The 16,385-nt window shown below is 64.9% G+C and carries 12 protein-coding genes and 3 pseudogenes; 11 read left to right on the top strand and 4 right to left on the bottom strand.

The window, feature by feature from the left end; translation table 11 throughout:
• Positions 1-60: 60 nt before the first annotated feature.
• Positions 61-957, bottom strand: a complete 897-nt coding sequence (locus tag FZ033_RS13835) for an alpha/beta fold hydrolase (protein WP_232847474.1) — start codon at positions 955-957, stop codon at positions 61-63.
• A 101-nt stretch (positions 958-1,058) separates the two neighbouring features.
• Between FZ033_RS13835 and FZ033_RS24670 the strand changes: the two are divergent.
• The 6 genes and pseudogenes from FZ033_RS24670 to FZ033_RS13865 form a co-directional block, all read left to right on the top strand.
• Positions 1,059-1,334, top strand: a pseudogene (locus FZ033_RS24670) (acetate--CoA ligase family protein); the annotation flags it as partial.
• 163 nt (positions 1,335-1,497) lie between these two features.
• Positions 1,498-2,472: a Bug family tripartite tricarboxylate transporter substrate binding protein gene (locus FZ033_RS13845; RefSeq protein ID WP_210247896.1), complete on the top strand. Its 975-nt coding sequence runs from the start codon at positions 1,498-1,500 to the stop codon at positions 2,470-2,472.
• A 3-nt stretch (positions 2,473-2,475) separates the two neighbouring features.
• Entirely contained in the window at positions 2,476-3,651 is a 1,176-nt protein-coding gene (locus FZ033_RS13850) for an acyl-CoA dehydrogenase family protein (protein WP_149576696.1), read from the top strand.
• A 49-nt stretch (positions 3,652-3,700) separates the two neighbouring features.
• Positions 3,701-4,702, top strand: coding sequence for an acyl-CoA dehydrogenase family protein (locus FZ033_RS13855; protein WP_149576697.1), 1,002 nt, complete (start codon positions 3,701-3,703; stop codon positions 4,700-4,702).
• Positions 4,703-5,151: 449 nt separating this feature from the next.
• Positions 5,152-5,871, top strand: a pseudogene (locus FZ033_RS13860) (IS5 family transposase).
• 58 nt (positions 5,872-5,929) lie between these two features.
• Positions 5,930-6,487 (top strand): annotated as a pseudogene (locus FZ033_RS13865) (transposase family protein); the annotation flags it as partial.
• A gap of 182 nt (positions 6,488-6,669) precedes the next feature.
• Here the strand turns inward: FZ033_RS13865 and FZ033_RS13870 are convergent.
• From FZ033_RS13870 to FZ033_RS13880, 3 genes are all read right to left on the bottom strand, one after another.
• Positions 6,670-8,295, bottom strand: coding sequence for an MFS transporter (locus tag FZ033_RS13870; protein ID WP_232847475.1), 1,626 nt, complete (start codon positions 8,293-8,295; stop codon positions 6,670-6,672).
• A 194-nt stretch (positions 8,296-8,489) separates the two neighbouring features.
• Entirely contained in the window at positions 8,490-9,218 is a 729-nt protein-coding gene (locus FZ033_RS13875) for a nitroreductase (RefSeq protein WP_149576699.1), read from the bottom strand.
• A gap of 28 nt (positions 9,219-9,246) precedes the next feature.
• Positions 9,247-10,911, bottom strand: a complete 1,665-nt coding sequence (locus tag FZ033_RS13880) for an AMP-binding protein (protein ID WP_149576700.1) — start codon at positions 10,909-10,911, stop codon at positions 9,247-9,249.
• Between the two features lie 404 nt (positions 10,912-11,315).
• Between FZ033_RS13880 and FZ033_RS13885 the strand changes: the two genes are divergently transcribed.
• From FZ033_RS13885 to FZ033_RS13905, 5 genes are all read left to right on the top strand, one after another.
• Positions 11,316-11,939 carry a TetR/AcrR family transcriptional regulator gene (locus FZ033_RS13885; RefSeq protein ID WP_149576701.1) on the top strand — a complete coding sequence of 208 codons (624 nt, stop codon included), beginning with the start codon at positions 11,316-11,318 and terminating at the stop codon, positions 11,937-11,939.
• A gap of 1,449 nt (positions 11,940-13,388) precedes the next feature.
• Positions 13,389-13,727, top strand: coding sequence for a GCG_CRPN prefix-to-repeats domain-containing protein (locus tag FZ033_RS13890; RefSeq protein WP_232847476.1), 339 nt, complete (start codon positions 13,389-13,391; stop codon positions 13,725-13,727).
• 50 nt (positions 13,728-13,777) lie between these two features.
• Positions 13,778-14,281 carry a Spy/CpxP family protein refolding chaperone gene (locus FZ033_RS13895; RefSeq protein WP_149576702.1) on the top strand — a complete coding sequence of 168 codons (504 nt, stop codon included), beginning with the start codon at positions 13,778-13,780 and terminating at the stop codon, positions 14,279-14,281.
• A 47-nt stretch (positions 14,282-14,328) separates the two neighbouring features.
• The gene (locus tag FZ033_RS13900) at positions 14,329-14,811 is read left to right on the top strand and encodes a cupin domain-containing protein (protein ID WP_149576703.1); all 483 of its coding nucleotides are present in this window, start codon (positions 14,329-14,331) and stop codon (positions 14,809-14,811) included.
• An 80-nt stretch (positions 14,812-14,891) separates the two neighbouring features.
• Entirely contained in the window at positions 14,892-16,361 is a 1,470-nt protein-coding gene (locus FZ033_RS13905; protein ID WP_149576704.1) for an FAD-dependent oxidoreductase, read from the top strand.
• The last annotated feature ends 24 nt before the right edge of the window (positions 16,362-16,385 follow it).

The raw sequence follows: 16,385 nt of genomic DNA on the forward strand, positions 1-16,385 counted from the left end.
GTGCCTTGGCGTCGAGCCATGTGCAACCTGTGCAGCCGCCCGTCACCCATTCCAAACGAACTAAGAAGGGGGATCCCGCCTAACTGGTTCGTCCGACGTTGCACTGGGCCGGGGCCTAGGAGATGCTCCCCAGCCCCTCTCTCCGGAAACACGTTCCACATCCTCGATGGCGGACATGACCTCGCCGGTAGCGGTCTGGTGCACCATGTGGCCGCTGCCCTTTATCCGCTTGAACGTGCTGCCCGAGATATGGTCGTGAAGGCGGCCGGACTGCTCGTCGATGTCGACGATGCTATCACCCTCGCCGGCGACGATGGCGACAGGCATTTTCAGGTCCTCGTACCTTCCGCTAACGCCATAGGCCGCAGGGATCATCAGCATCGATTCGGCAGCGGAGGCGCGCAGCTGGGACGGACGCAGAGCCATGTCTCGCGGGAAGGCCCGGAACTTGGACGGCACCATTGCCGGCGTGAACAGCTTGCGCAGCAGCAGGGGCCACATCAGCCAGCCGACGAGCGGCGACACCGTGTAGCGGAGCACCTCGCCGATGCCGGGAATAGCAGGGCCGGCAAGCGCGACCGCATCGGCACGAAAGTCCGGGAAGTAATACCCGGAGGCAAGGACGAGACCTGACACCGCCTGCGGATGATCCGCGGCCAGCCTCACCGCAACGCAGGCGCCCCACGAATGGCCGAATAGCAGAAAGCGCGGAACGCCAAGCTGCAGCAGCGCCTTGTGGAACAGCTCCGCCTGCGCTCCCGCGGTCCAAATGGTCGTTCGCGGACGGGAGCTGTGGCCGAAGCCGGGGCGATCGAAGGCAATCACCCGATGTTTGGCGGCAGCAAGGTCAATCAGGCCGCTTGAGTCGAGGTCATCGATGGTCACGCCGTTCCCGTGCAGCAGCACGAGGGGCTCGCCCGATCCGCGCTCCACATAGTGGAGGCGCACGCCGTCCACGTCGATGAACCTGCCGGTCGGAGGGTGCCGACGCTCCGTGTCGCGCGGAGGTCGTCGCCAGCGCCCGCCGCTACGCTCCCGGAGCCCGGATCGAGGGCGCGGTGCTCCAGCAGCAGGAGACGCGGGGCGTCGAGGTGCTGGTTGGCGTCACGCGCGATCCGGTATTCGGGCTGACGCTCACCGTGGGGCTGGGTGGCATCCTGACCGAGCTTCTGGGCGATGTCTCGCACGCTTTGCTGCCGGTCGATGCCGCCAGGGCGCGGCGCATGCTGGAACGCCTCAAGGGCTATCGCCTGCTCATCGGTTTCCGGGGGCAGCCGGTCTGCGACATGGACGCATTGTGCGCCGCCATTGCGGGTCTGTCGGATGCGGCGCTCGCCTGCGGCGATGCGCTGAAGGAGCTGGAGGTCAATCCGTTCATCGTCCGGCCGGAAGGGGGGGCGTGGTGGCGGTGGACTGCCTCGTCCAGCTCACCCCCGCCGCGTCGCCGGATCAAGCCGACCTGCAGGCACATGCAGGCGAACAGGGAAGGAGCGTTGCATGATGAGGATATTTGGCGCGAGTGCCATGGCTGCGGCGCTGGTGCTCGCTGGCGGCGTCCAGGCGAGGGCAGAGGCATGGCCCACCCGCCCCATCACCCTGGTGGTGGGCTTCGCCGCCGGCGGCGCGAGCGACGGAACGGCCCGCATCCTCGCGGAACGGCTCCAGGAAGAGCTGAAGCAGCCGGTGGTCGTGGAAAACCGGCCCGGCGCCGGAACCATGATCGCCACCAACTACGTGTCCCGTGCTGCTCCCGACGGCTACACCTTCCTCGTGGGCTCGTCGGGTCACACCATCAATCCCGGCGTCCACAAGCAGGTGCGCTACGATCCCGTCAAGGACTTCGCCTCGGTGACGCTGGTGGGTTCGCTGCTCCACGTGCTGGTGGTCCGCAATGAGCTTCCGGCGCAGAACGTCGCCGAGCTGATAGCCCTCGCCAAGGCGAAGCCGGGCGAGATCACCTACGCCTCCGTGGGCGCCGGCACATCAACCCATCTGGAGGCGGAGCTGTTCGCTGCCATGGCCGGCATCCAGCTCACCCACATCCCTTACAAGGGCAGCGCGCCAGCGCTCATCGACCTGACGGCGGGCCGGGTGGACATGATGTTCGATGCCGTCGCGTCCTCGCTGCCGCTGGTGAACGGCGGCAGGATTCGGGCGCTGGGCGTCGTCTCGGCCCAGCGCTCCGCGCTGCTGCCCAACGTGCCCACCATCGCCGAAAGCGGGCTGCCCGGCTACGAGGCCATGCCCTGGTTCGGTATCCTCGCTCCGGCGGGGATTGACCCTGCCATCGTGGAAAAGATGAATGTGGCAATTCAGAAAATCATTGCCGAGCCGTCGGTGAAGGAGCGTTTCGCCAAGCTCGGCGCCGACATCATCGGCTATGGACCAGAGAAGTTCTCCGCCTTCATCGCAGTAGACCTGAAGAAGTGGGCGGACATCGCGCGGCGCGCCAACATCCAGATCGCCGAGTAGTCCATGCAGGCTTTTGAAAACCTTGATGACGAGGCGTTCCGGCGCCTCGTCCGGGACTGGCTGGCTGAAGAGCTCGTGCAGGTCTCCGATCGCTTCCCCGCACCGGTCTCCCCGCACGACATGGTGTTCCGCAGGGCCTGGGAGGACCATCTGTGCGCGGCCGGCTGGAGCGGGCTCACCTGGCCTCGCGCCTATGGCGGCAAGGCGCTGCCCATCGCGCGCATGGTGATCTATCTTGAAGAGTATGCCCGCTCCGGCGCGCCGCAGGGCGTGAACGTGATCGGCCACGGCATTCTCGGGCCGACGCTTCTGCATTTCGGCAGCGAGGCGCAGAAGCAGCGGTTCCTGCCCGAGCTTCTGGCCAACCGCGAGGTCTGGTGCCAGGGTTATTCCGAGCCGGGCGCAGGCTCCGACCTCGCCGCCCTGCGCACCCGCGCGGTGCTGAAGGGCGACCATTACGAGGTCACGGGCCAGAAGATCTGGACCAGCTACGCCCACATCGCCAACTGGTGCTTCCTTCTGGCGCGGACCGATCCCTCGGCGCCCAAGCACAAGGGCATCAGCTTCCTGCTGGTGGACATGAAGACTTCCGGCATCACTGTGCGTCCCATCCGCCAGATGAATGGAGAGCAAGAGTTCAACGAAGTCTTCTTTGACGCCGTGAAGGTGCCCGTGGAGAACCGGGTGGGAGACGAGAACGCTGGCTGGGCCATTGCAATGGCGGCGGCGAGTTTCGAGCGTGCCACCTATTTCATCCCCCGTCTGGTGCGGATGGAGGAAGAGTTCCGGGATCTCCTCGCTGTGGCGCGGGCGCGGCGTCCGGGCGTGGGGGTGGCGCTCGACGATCCCGCCATCCGCGAACGGTTCGCGCAGTCCTACCTCGACGTTCATGTGCTGAAGCTTTTCGCCTGCCGGATGCTCGAGACCATGGAGGGCACACCGGGGCCGGAGGGCTCCTACCTCAAGCTGTTCTGGAGCGAGAGCCACCAGCGACTGCTTGAGCTTGCCATGGATGTGCTCGGCCCTGCGGCGCGACTCGGCCCGCAGGATCCAGAGGCTGTCGATCGGCGCCACTGGCAGCGTGACTATCTGTGGTCCTGCGCCGAGACGATCCTGGCGGGAACCTCCGAGATCCAGCGCAACATCATCGCCGAGCGCGTCGTGGGGCTTCCGCGATAGGCGGAGGCCCGCGCCTGACTTTGCGCGGCCGTGCAGAAGGTTTTGCAACATGGAAGACGAATTCGCAGATATCCGCGACGCGGCGCGGCGTGCACTTGCCGGCGCCTTCGCGCTGGATGCGCTCAAATCCGCGGAGGCGATATCGCCCGACCTGGTCGTCAGACTATGGCAGGTGTCGGTGGAGGCGGGCTGGCCCGGCCTTCTCATCGCGGAGGAAGCCGGCGGCGTCGGACTGGGCATGTCGGCCGCGATCGTCCTTGCCGAAGAGTTGGGGCGGTCGCTCGCGCCGGGCCCATGGGCCGCCTTCGTGGTGCTCGCGCCGTTGCTGGCCCATGGCGACATCCGTGCCCGGCTTGCAGCGGGCGAGATGCGCGTCTCGCTGGCCTTGGTGGAGCCATGTGGCGCCGGACACGAGGCGCTGGTCGATCATGCTCGGTCGGCGACGCATTTCCTCGTGCTCGCACCCGCTGCCGCGCCGGCAGAGCGAGAGCTCCGCTTGCTCGATGTGGGTGAGGTGCAGTTCATCCGTGATCATCAACCACTCGACCCCGGCACGCCGGTAGCGTCTGTCCAATTCCCCGCTGCGGGCGGCGTGATGCTACCGACGCAGGAGCGGGCTTTCGCTGCCTTCCGCCTGTTCGCGGCGGCGGAATTACTGGGGGTCGCCCGTGGCGCCCTCGCGGCGACGGTGGACTACGCAAAGACCCGCGTGCAGTTCGGCGTTGCGATCGGCAGCTTTCAGGCGACCAAGCACCGACTTGCGGACGTCGCCATCAGCACCGACGCGGCCGCGCTGACCATCCGCCAGGCGGCCGCGAGCTGGGACGCGGAGGTGCAAGCGGCTGTGCCGGAGGGCATCATGGCGTACGAGCTTGCCGCTCGCGCCGCGGGGGCCGCGTGCCGTGCGGGCATTCAGATCCATGGAGCGGTCGGCGTATCTTGGGAGCACGACCTTCACCTTTTTCTCAAGCGCTATCGATCGATCGTCGCGACCTTCCGGCACCAAATGATCGGGTGCAGTGTAGCGTCGATATTGGACCATGTGGCCTGATCTCCAGCCTTTCGGGTCGTGGGCGGCCACCATCGACAGGAAGCCGAGCGTCCACGAGCCGGTCGAAAGAATGAATGTTCATTGGGGCGGGGTTGCTCGGTCAGGCGTCGGTGTTGCAGGAATGTGCCGGCAACATGTTGATCAGGGCATGGCGGTGCAGGCCACGCCAGAAGTGTCCCCAAATGGTCGAGACCCAGCTCCTCCTTCATCTGTTTGCGCACTCAGCGCGCCCTGATGAAGAAGTTCGTCGAGCCTTGTTTGGACATCGCCTTCGTTACAATTTTCCTCGGTTTTGGAAGACGAAGGGCGAAACGCTTCGAGAATACATCGACAATTGTGGGGAGGCGGCAGCGAGTTGGACCCAGCCCCGATCTTGCTAGGGTCCAGACCCATAAAATAGTTTTCATTTGCAGTTGGTTGTGATTCAAGGCCTCCAAAAGGAAGGCGTGATGAATCGGAACCTCTTCTGGCTAACGGTCGCACAGTTCGCGCGGATTGAGCCGCACCTGCCGCGGGACACACGCGGTAAGCCCCGCGTCGATGACCGCCGGGTGATCAGTGGAATTGTCCACGTGCTGAAGTCGGGCAGGCGCTGGATCGATGCGCCACCCGATTACGGGCCGCGCAAGACACTCTACAACCGCTACGTCCGGTGGCGGCCAAGGGCGTGTGGACCGCTCTCTTTCATGCCCTTGCGAACGCCGGCGGGCCGCCGGCACAGGTGCTGATCGACAGTTCCGCCGTAAAGGCCCACCGCTCGGCTTCTGGCGGCAAAGGGGGGAGCAGAACCAGGCGATTGGCCGCTCGCGCGGTGGGCGCACGACCAAGATCCATGCCCTGACCGACCGCCACTGCCGACCGATCGCCTTTCTTCTGACCGGTGGCCAGGTCGCGGATTGCACCGCTGCAGCGGCACTGCTGAAGCAGATGCCGCCAGCGCGCATCCTTCATGGTGACAAGGGTTACGATAGCAATGCTGTGCGCCGTCAGGTGGAGGAGAAGGGCACCATGCCGAACATCCCACCAAGGCCAACCGGCGCTGGAAACCCTGTTTCTCGCAGGTGCTTTACCGCGACCGCAATGCCATCGAGCGCATGTTCTGCCGCCTTAAGGACTTCAGGCGCATTGCCACCCGCTACGTGTCAATCGGCGCTGAAAACTGGGTCTGACTCACTTCCGATGCAGTCGAGCTAAAGGCTGACGTTCGTTCTCATGGGAATCAACGTCATTCGGGGCTCATTGCGGTTGTCGTCGTTGGTGCCGGGCGGGTTGGTCGCGGGTGAAGTGGCGATCGAGGGGAACATGCTGGTGGTGACGGCACATGGTGCCGCGGTGAACGGGCAATGCCCGTCCTGCCACCAGGACTCGTCACGGCAGCACAGCCGGTATTTTCGCGTCCTCTCGGACCTGCCGGCGTCGGGCCGAGGGGTGCGCATCCGGCTCGTGGTCCGGCGCTTTCGATGCGGCACCGAGACCTGCTCAACCCGCATCTTCGCCGAGCGCTTTGGGAATGAAGTGCTTCCTGTTCGATCACGGCGGACGGCTCGGCTCGAATGCCTCGTCCATCATCTCGGATTGGCACTCGGGGGTCGGCCCGCGGCCAGCTTCGCCAAGCGGCTGATGCTGCCCGTCAGCAATGACACCTTGCTGCGTGTCTTGCGGCGCCAGGCCCGCCCGCGAACCGAGCCTCTCACCGCCGTCGGGATCGATGACTGGGCCTTTCGCCGAAATCATCGCTATGGAACGATCATCTGCGATCTGGAGCGGCGCCGGATCGTGACCCTGAGCCGAAGTCAGGACGGTCCGCTTTCCGGCAGGCTGGTTGCCGTGTTTTTTCGTCCCTGGTCGGCCGAGTGACCTACACATCGTAATGCCGGGAAGGCTGAGTGCCTTACAATCCCGCTCGACTCCGCTGGAGCCACCCCAAGCGGGGCGCGCTGGGTTGCGCGCCCCGCTCCCACCGTTGTTTAGTTGACCTTGGAGATATCCGTCCCCCTGGTCTCCCTGGCGAACAAGAGGCTGAGCACGAAGCAGGCCGCGGAGATCGCGACCGGATAGTAGAGGCCGGAGTAGATATTGCCAGTCGCAGCCACTATGGCGAAGGCGGTGGCGGGCAGGAAGCCGCCGAACCAGGCGGCGCTGAGGTGGTAGGGGAACGACATTGCCGTGTAGCGGATGCGCGACGGGAACATCTCGAGCAGTGAGGTCGTGCTCGGCGCGAACGTCATGGCGCCGAAGCTGAGCAACACGCACAGCAGCAGGACGATCATCGGAGCGTTGATGCTTTCCGGTGCGGCGGCGCCGAGCGGATACTTGCTCTCGACGAGCGCCGCGTTCAGCTCGCTGTCGAAGCGCTTCTTCTGGGCTGCTGCGTCAGGCACGTCCCCGGAATAGCCCGGGATGAGCTTCTGTCCGACCTTGATTTGCGCCACTGACAAGGACGTGTCGCTTTCGCGGGCGTAATTGAGCCCCAGCTTCGAGACCGCATCGGTGACCACATCACAAGAGGTGGTGAACTTGGCTGTGCCCAGCGGATTGAACTGGACCGAGCACTCGGCAGGGTTTGAGACGATCGTGATCGGGGCCTCGACTTGCGCGCGCTCAAGGGCGGGGTTCGCGAAATGCGTCATCGCCTGAAAAATCGGGACGGTGAGAACGGCCGCGAGGAGATACCCGCCGACATAAACCTTCCGTCGCCCGATCCGGTCGGCAAGGGTACCGAAGACCACATAGAGAGGTATGGTGACGACGGTGGCGACGATAAGCATGTAGTTTGCCGTCAGGTTCTCGACCCGCAGCACCTTGGTCAGGAAGAACAGGGAATAGAACTGACCTGTATACCAGATCACCGCCTGCGCCGGCAGGATGCAAAGCGCGCCGATCAGAATGAGCCGGACATTCTTCCAGGTGCCGAACGCCTCCGAGAGGGGCGCCTTCGACGCACGGCCTTCGGCCTTCATCCGCTTGAACTCGGGGGACTCGTCGAGTTTCAGGCGGATCCAGAGCGAGACGCCGAGCAGGAGGATGGAGACGATGAAGGGAACGCGCCACCCCCACAGCAAGAATGCGTCGGCACTCAGCGACAGGCGCAAGGGGATGATGATCGCTACGGCGAGCAGAAAGCCCAGGGCGGCGGTGAGGATGACCCATGCGGTCCAGGAGGCTCGCTTGTCGGGCGGAGCGTGCTCGGCCACATAGATCATGGCGCCGCCGAACTCGCCACCGAGAGCGAGACCCTGCAGCATACGCATGAGGATGAAGGCAATGGGCGCGGCGATGCCGATAGTCGCATAGGCCGGCAGGAGGCCGATCACGAAGGTTGAGATGCCCATCAACATGATGGTGATCAGGAAGGTGTACTTCCGGCCGACCAGATCGCCCAGACGACCAAAGACGATGGCGCCGAACGGACGGAGCATGAATCCCGCGGCGAAGCCGAGGAGGGTGAAAATAAATCCGGCTGTCGGATTCACGCCGGAGAAGAACACCTTGGTGATCTCACCCGCCAACAGGCCGATGAGGAAAAAATCGTAGAACTCGAACACCGTACCCAGGGAGGCGGCGACGATGACCTTCTTGTCGTCTCTGCTCATCCCCAGCGGTCTTGAAGCAACCTGTACATTTGCCATCCTAATCCTCCCTTTAGCTGGAACGTAGATTTTGTTTCATTTGGTTCGACGTATTGCCGGCATTCGATCGGCAATTCTTGGACGATCGTCCGACGATTTGGCGATCGCCGGAGGCCATAAGCGGTTCAGTTCAGCTGCTGTCGCCCGAGCCTGTGAGGTCAGCGATGAAAGTCAGTGAATTCCTCGACCCCGATGCGGTCACTGATCAGGGCGTTTTCCGGTGCGCTGGGATCGGCGAACCCGAGGGCCATTCCCGACAGGAGAATGTGCGTGTCGGGAATTTGCAGCTCGCGGTGCACGACGCCGCCGTATTCGCACCAGGCCTGTTGCGCGCAGGTCTCTAGGCCGTAGGCACGGGCAACGAGCATGACCGTCTGCATGAACATCCCACAGTCGAGCCAGGAGCCCATTTCCAGGCGGCGCTCCATGGTGAAGAAAAGACCGACAGGTGCGCCGAAGAAGTCGTAGTTCCTCAGCATCGCCGCCTTTCGAGCGGGGTAATCGCCTCGCTCGATGCCGTACAGGTTGTAGAGATCGCCGCCGAGCTTCCGGCGGCGCGACAGATAGGGCTCCATCAACGGGTTGGGCGCGTAGAGATACTCGTCCGAGCGCTCGCCAGCCTCGGCCGCTGTGATGACCGATCGCGCGAGACGTGCTTTCGTTGCACCGCTGACGACATGGACATGCCAGGGCTGGAAGTTGGTGCCCGACGGCGCCCGCGCCGCCGTGGACAGGATTGCGCGGACGACATTCTCCGGCACCGATTTCGGCAGAAAACGGCGTATCGAACGGCGCTCCGTCACCGCATCGATCACGTGCAGATTGTTGCACTCAGCGTGGGTCCTCTCCACCTGCGTTGACGAGTTCGATACGTGGTCGAAGAGCATGGGGTGGGCTCCTTGCATGTGTAGGGGTTCAGCTCGCGGAGGCGAGGACCTCGTCGCGTCGCATCTGCCGCAAGACGAACCGCTGAATCTTGCCGCTGGGCGTGCGCGGAAGGCTGTCCGCGAAATGCACCTGGCGTGGATAGGCATGAGCCGCGTAGCGCGTCTTGACCCACGACTGGATGCTCTTTGCCATCTCTGTCGAGTGGGCCTCACCCTCGCGCAGGACAACGTAGGCCTCGAGCACCTCGCCCCGCGCGCTATCGGGCACGGCGATGACAGCGCACTCCCTGACAGCAGGATGGGTCGCGATCACCGTCTCGATCTCGAAGGGGCCGATGCGGTAACCCGCCATGATGATCACGTCATCGTCACGGGAGGAGAAGTGGAAGTAGCCATTCTCGTCCCGACGGCCGGCGTCACCCGTGAGATACCAGCGACCCGCGCCGGCGAATTTTTCCGCACTCTTCTTCGGATCGTCTATATAGCCGGTGAACCAGGCCAGCGGGCTGTCCTTGAGTTCGACCGCGACTCGGCCGAGTTCACCGTCGGGGGCCGGAGTATCCTCCGTTTCCTTCAGGACGAGCATCGACCAGCCCGGCAGAGGCTTGCCCATGGAGCCTGTCTTCAGGGGCGCGACCAGATCCGGATGATGATGGTTGTTGATGAGCATCCCGGCCTCGGTCTGGCCGTAATGGTCGTGGACGGCGACGCCGAGCACATCGACCGCCCAGAGGTTGACTTCCGAGGTCAGCGGCTCGCCGGCGCTGGAGGCACAGCGCAGCTTGATGATCTTCGGCGTGGGGCCCTCGAACGACCGCATGGCGCGATAGACCGTCGGCGCGGCGGTGAGGTTGGTGACGTCGTAGCGCGCGAGCACCTCGAAGGTTTTCGCGGCATCAAAGCTCGGCGTCATGATCAGGCTGGGAACGCCGGTGGTGAACGAGCCCAGGATGCCGAAATAGAGACCATAGGCCCAGCCGGGATCGGCCGCGCACCAGTAGAGGTCGTCCGGCCGAAGGCCCAGCCCGAATTCCGCATAGGCCCGAAAGCCCGCCAGAGCCCTAGTCGGGACGCGCAGGCCCTTCGGCTTGCCTGTCGTTCCCGATGTGAAGATCTGGATGATGGGGTGCTCGCCGCCCAGGCGCGCCGCGGGGAAGCCTGGCTCCCGTCCTGCCATCAGCTCGGCGAACCGGACCGCCCCCGGAATGGCCTGTCCCTCGGCTGCCGTCGTCACCACCTGCCAGGGCGCATCCGCGGGGATTTCGTCGCCCGGCAGGAGCTTATGTTGCTGCGCTCCATCGCAGACAACCACCTTGGCCTCGCTGCCGGTGAGACGCAGGGCAATCCCGCCTGGCGCAAAAGCCGTGAAGATCGGCACATGCACCGCGCCAAGGCGCCAGATGCCCATCAGCGTCGTCAGGTACTCGGGCGTCTTGCTCATCAACGTGGCGACGCGGTCGCCCGGCTGCACCCCGAGTGAGGAAAGGGCGGCTGCGAACTTCTCCGATTCAACGCGCAGCTGGCCGTAGGTGATGTCAATCGCCTCCAACTCCGCATCAACGACGCGGTAGGCGAGGGCATCGCTCGGATGTGCGTCGCACAGCACCTCGGCGGCACTGACACCGGGATCGCTATACATCGCGACCAGTTGGGCGACGCGGTCGGCGATGGCGGACTGCTCAGCGAATGACATTGTTGTTCCTCCTCAAAGTTCATTCGACACCCCTTGGCGAGGGGCGCCTGCCTCACCGCAGACGTGCTGATCCGCATCGCCTCATGCCCTTCGGCCGAGGCTCAAGGGGGGACAGAAATCCGGGGCGCGGACGCTCGGCTTGTTGGCGGAGAGCGATTGTTGGGATTGAAAATAGAATTCTAATTCTAGTATCGCAAGCGGAAAATTCGCACGCCCTCCTGACCCAGGTCCGCGCCGCATTCCGCCAGGCTCAATGACCGGATGGGAGCCGATACAAGCACCCTGGCTTCCCACGACTTCGCTTGGGCCTTGCGAGACGACGGCAAACTCGGGCTATGTTGGCAGGCGTCCCTGGTGAGCAGGCATGCTTGATGAGGGGCGCTAAAGAGAGGCACGAACGGAAGATGAGCGTCGGCGTGGCCAAAGATGGACGGAGCAACCGGCCTCGCGCGCCGCAGACTGCCAAGCGTGAAGCCATTCTTGCCGCCGCCCGCAAGCTGGTGGCCCGATCGGGTTTCAAGGACACCCAGATCAATGCCGTTGCTGAAACGGCCAACGTCGCCCTGGGCACGCTCTATCGATATTTCCCGTCCAAGGCCGAGCTCATGGTGGAGGTCGTGGGTCTTGTCGCCCAGCGCGAGGTTGATGCGGTGGGGCGTGTTGCCGACGGCGATGGGACGCCCACAGAGAGGCTTTCGGCGTCGGCCTGGCTGTTCGCCAGCAGGGCGCTTCTCGGTCGAAAAATGGCCCATGCGCTGGTGGCGGAGCCCGTCGAACCCGAGATTGAATCCGCGCGGCTGATCTATCGCAGGAAGCTCGCCCGGATCTTCGAGGCAATCATCGAGCAGGGGATCACGCGCGGCGAGTTTCCCGAGCAGGACGTGCAGGCATCGGGCGCCTGCATCGTTGGTTCACTGTTTGAGGGCCTGGTCGGCCCCCTGGCCCTCGACAGCTTTTCCACGGACGCGGAACGGCAGAATCAGGCGAAGGCGATCGTCGCCTTCTGCGTGCGCGGAGTTGGGGGCTGAGCTGGGCCGATCCCATATTTCGCTTTGCCCAGGGTAGTCGCGTTACAGAATGAGTTTTCCATTGCGACTAGAATACAAAAGACGCGGCGCGCGCCGATTTTCCTCGCGGCTTCTCTCGAAGATCCCAAAAGGAAAGTAGCTGTGTAAATAGCTCTGGAACGTCCTCTTTCCGGCACGATGCCAGTGTCGGCTGTTGGCGCTTCAAGAATGCAATGGCTGAGCGCCCGTGGCTTACCGGCGGCCATCCGCCGCAAGGTAACTACAGAAGATCAGATGAGGAAAGCCGGCATCGCTTTTCGAGCTCATGACCATCAGATCATGGCGCGAGCAACCATCCTAGCGTTAGTCCTTCGTGGGCCGCGATCGCACGCTAGAGCGCCGGTCGCCAGCCGTTGGCGGGTTCGCCAACCTCCGGGTTCTCGGCCTTCAATTGTAGGCCTTTTCGACCACGGATTGCGGGCGACCATTGATGGAGGCCTAGAACGAGGCCATGTGGCTAACGCGCGCGGCGGCTGGGCGAGCGCGATTGGCATAGACACGCTCACGACCGCATTTCGGGAGAGCACCGAGAGGCCGTCCCCGCCCCGCAGCCACTGCATGTCCAGGCCCAGTTCCTCGGCCAGCCCGTCGTTCAGCCGGATCAGGTCCTGCTGCCGGGTGGCAGTCGGGTTCACGGCTGAATAGAGGTTCTCTGGCAGCGAGCTGAAAGTGCTCTCGAACGCATCGCTGTGAACGGCCCAATCGGATATGGCTTCGTAATATCGAAGAGATGGGTACGGGCGGCAAGCCCGGCAACTCGCTGCTGGCACTGCCTAGCCGCCTGTGGGTCCTCCGGCACCGGCGACACCACTCCTACAAAAACGAAGGGCCGACCCTTTCGGGACGACCCTTCCATTGTCCTGCCTGGAATGGGCAGCTCAGGCGAGCGCGGTCCCCGAGGCGGAGGTCTTGCTCATGAGGACTGCCACGCGCGGCAAGTGACAATGAGACATCTGACCACCTCCTTTCAGTTGTTGAACAATCCGCAGGATGCGGTGACGCGCTTTACGATGTCAATGGTCGCGGCTCGAAGGCTCCTGGAAGGCTCCACGTCGCAGGTCGCATAAAGGAACGCCCGACACTGGAACGGGGTGATGTGACCGGCCGCTCCCGTCGCCCGGCTTATTCCAGACCTCATCGAGCCCCACGGAAACGCCGGGCTTTGTCAGCGAAGCACCGCGGCAGAACGCGATGCTGTGTGCCTTCCGACCTGGCCGGCCGATTGGCGTGGCTCTGACCGTTGCCACCGTTTCGATGTCGGAGAGACGATAGACAACTTGGCGCGTCACCAGTTCTGCTGATGCGCCTCCAAGGCGGTGGAGTTAATTATCCAGCACTCGGGTCCACAAAAGGATCCTTGGTGCGGGCTGCGATTTTCGGGGCCCGGGACGTCCCGCTGCGAGTGATCCCATGCGAAACACCTTCCGATTGCTTTCCGGCTTGTGGCTCGGTGCGCTGGCGGCGTTGCCGGCTTCGGCGATGCCCCTTGAGCCAGCCCCCGTGCCCGACACCGTGATCTTGACCCCGGTCGCCCAGGGCTGCGGCCCAGGGTGGTGGCGGGGTCCCTGGGGCCATTGCCGCCACACCCCCTATGCCGGCCGCACGCCGGGCGGCGGGTGGGTCTACGATCTGCCCCCCACCTATGGCTATTTCGGCAATGGCTGCCCACCCGGCTACTGGCATGGGCCCTGGGGGCATTGCCGCGACACCCCCTATCACGGCCGGCTGCCCGGCGGCGGATGGCAGTGACAGTGAACGCCGCCTCCGGTTCAAATCCAACGACACGGAAGATCCTGACCATGAACCGCACCCTTGTGGCCGCCCTGACGGGCGCGCTTCTCATCGCCATGCCCGCAGCGCAGGCCCAGACTGCATCGTCCGCCGGCGCACCGGCGGAGCCCCCCGCCGTGGAGCTCTACAGCGCGGCGGATGCCCAGGCCGTCCTTGAGGCGCGCCTTCTCGCGCTGAAGACGGTGATGACCCTCAGTCCCGAACAGCAAAAGCTCTGGCCGCCGGTGGAGGCCGCCATCCGCGCGGTGGCGAAGCTGTCCGCCGAGCGCCGGGCCGAGCGGGCCAAGGCGCCGCCGCCGGCTGATTTCGTGGAGATCCTGGAACGCACCGCCGATGCCGAGGCGCTGCGGGCGCGGGACCTGAAGACGGTGACGGCCGCGCTGAAGCCTCTCGTCGTGTCTCTCACGCCGGAGCAACTGCGGCGCATCCCCGCCTTCCTTGGACTGCGCGAAGGCACTGACGGCCTGCCCCAGCCGACCGCCGAGATCTGGCTGTTCGAAGAAGAAAACTAGGATCAAAGCAATATCAGCTCATCAACCACAGTCTCAAGGAGGCTCCCATGTCCATATCCTTCCTGCATTCCAAGGGCACCGAAGCGCCCATCAAGATCCCTGCCATCGGGCTCGATCTGTTCGTGCGTATGCCGCCGGCGGCGAGCTCGGGCGAGTTCTGCTTCATCGAGACCATCAATGCCCCGGGCGCCGGGCCGCCCCGGCATCGCCACCGCGAAGCGGAGATCTTCCGCGTCATCGAGGGCCGATATCTCTATGAGGCGGACGGCCGGCGCTTCTATGCCGAAGCGGGCGACGTGGTCAGCATTCCCGGCGGGGTCGAGCACGGCTTCTGCAACGTGACGGACAAGCCCGCGCGCCAGTATATCCTGATGGCCCCGGCCCTCGATGCGGCGGCGTTCTTCACCGAGCTGGCCGGCGTGATGCATGACGGCATCCCCGACCAGGCTGCGCTCAATGCCTTCGGGGTGAAGTGGCAGGTGGAGTTCCTCGGTCCGCCGGTGAGCAAGAACGGCGAGCCCGCGGCCTGAGGCAGGGACAGCCGCCCCCTCCATCGCCCAAACCACGGCCCGCGGCTCGGGCCGACCCATGATACATTCGGGAGGACATCGTGACGGATCGCGTTCTCATCGTCGGCGCGGGACCGGTCGGACTGACCATGGCTCTGGAGCTGGCGCGCTACGGCGTACCGGTCCGTCTCATCGACAAGATCCCGGATGCCGCGCATACGTCGCGCGCGGTCGCGGTGTGGCCGCGTACGCTGGAGCTTCTGGATCGGTCCGGTGCGGCAGCCGACCTGATCCCTCTGGGGAACAAGGTGACCGTCGCCAACCTCTTGTCGGGGGGCCGGCGCGTGGCGGCGTTATCCCTCGATCAGGTGCCCTCGCCCTATCCCTTCGTGCTCATGGTGCCGCAGTACGACACCGAATCCGTGCTGAGGCGTCATCTCGCGGCCCACGGGGTCACGCCTGACCTCGGCATAGAGCTGTTGGATTTCGAACAGGATGCGGACGGCGTCTCGGCCCGCCTGCGCGGCAGCGATGGTGCCGAGAGTACCGACCGCTTCGCCTTTCTGGTCGCCTGCGACGGGGCACACAGCGTGGTGCGCCACCGCCTCGGCCTCGACTTCAAGGGCGACACCATGGGCCTCGACTGGACCCAGGGCGACTTTCACCTGAGCGGATATCCCTTCCCCTCCTCCCAAATGTCCATCTTCTGTCACGAGGACGGACCGATGCTGTTCTTCCCCATGGGCCCCGATCGCGCCCGCATTATCACCAGCCTCGGCCCGACGACCGGAAAGCCGGCGGTGCCGCTGGACCAGGACGCCTTCCAGAAGGTTCTCGATGCGCGCGGCCCCGGAGGCATCACGCTGACCGGCACCGTATGGATCAGCGCTTTCCATATCAACGAGCGGCAGGTGGGCAGCTATCGGTCGGGGCGGATCTTCCTCGCGGGCGACGCGGCCCATATCCACAGCCCCGCCGGCGGACAGGGCATGAACACCGGCATGCAGGATGCCGTGAACCTCGCCTGGAAGCTGGCGCTGGTGACCCGCGGCATCGCCGACGCGCCGGCGCTTCTGGACAGCTATGACCCCGAGCGCCGCCCGGTGGGCGCGCAGGTCATTGCGGCGTCCGGGCGGATGACCCGGATGGCGACGCTGGCCAACCCGATCCTGGAGCATCTGCGCGACGTGGCCGTCCATCTGCTGCTGGGGCTTGCACCGGTGCAGCGGGCTATCACGGGGCTGATGGCGGAAGTCTCCATCGGCTATCCCCATAGTCCTTTCAACGGCCCGTCCCAGGGCGATGCGCGAGCGGGGTCGCGGGTGCGGCCGGTGGTCGGGGAGGTGCCGTTCGGCGCAGGCGACACGCCGTTCTTCGCCGTGTGCGGCGGCACCGGCGCGGCTGAGCTCGCGTCCCGATTTCCCGGCCTCGTGGAGACGCCACCGCGTCCGTCGGGCGGGGACGGCCTTGTCTCGCTGGTCCGGCCGGACGGCTACCTCGCCGCCCAGGTGGAGGATGCGGACTGGCAGGCTCTCGTGCCCTATCTCCAGCAGATCGGGGCGGAGCGGTGACTGCCCGTCGCGTGAAGCCGCTTC

Origin of the sequence: Xanthobacter oligotrophicus, assembly GCF_008364685.1 — a bacterium.
Lineage (GTDB): Bacteria > Pseudomonadota > Alphaproteobacteria > Rhizobiales > Xanthobacteraceae > Xanthobacter > Xanthobacter oligotrophicus.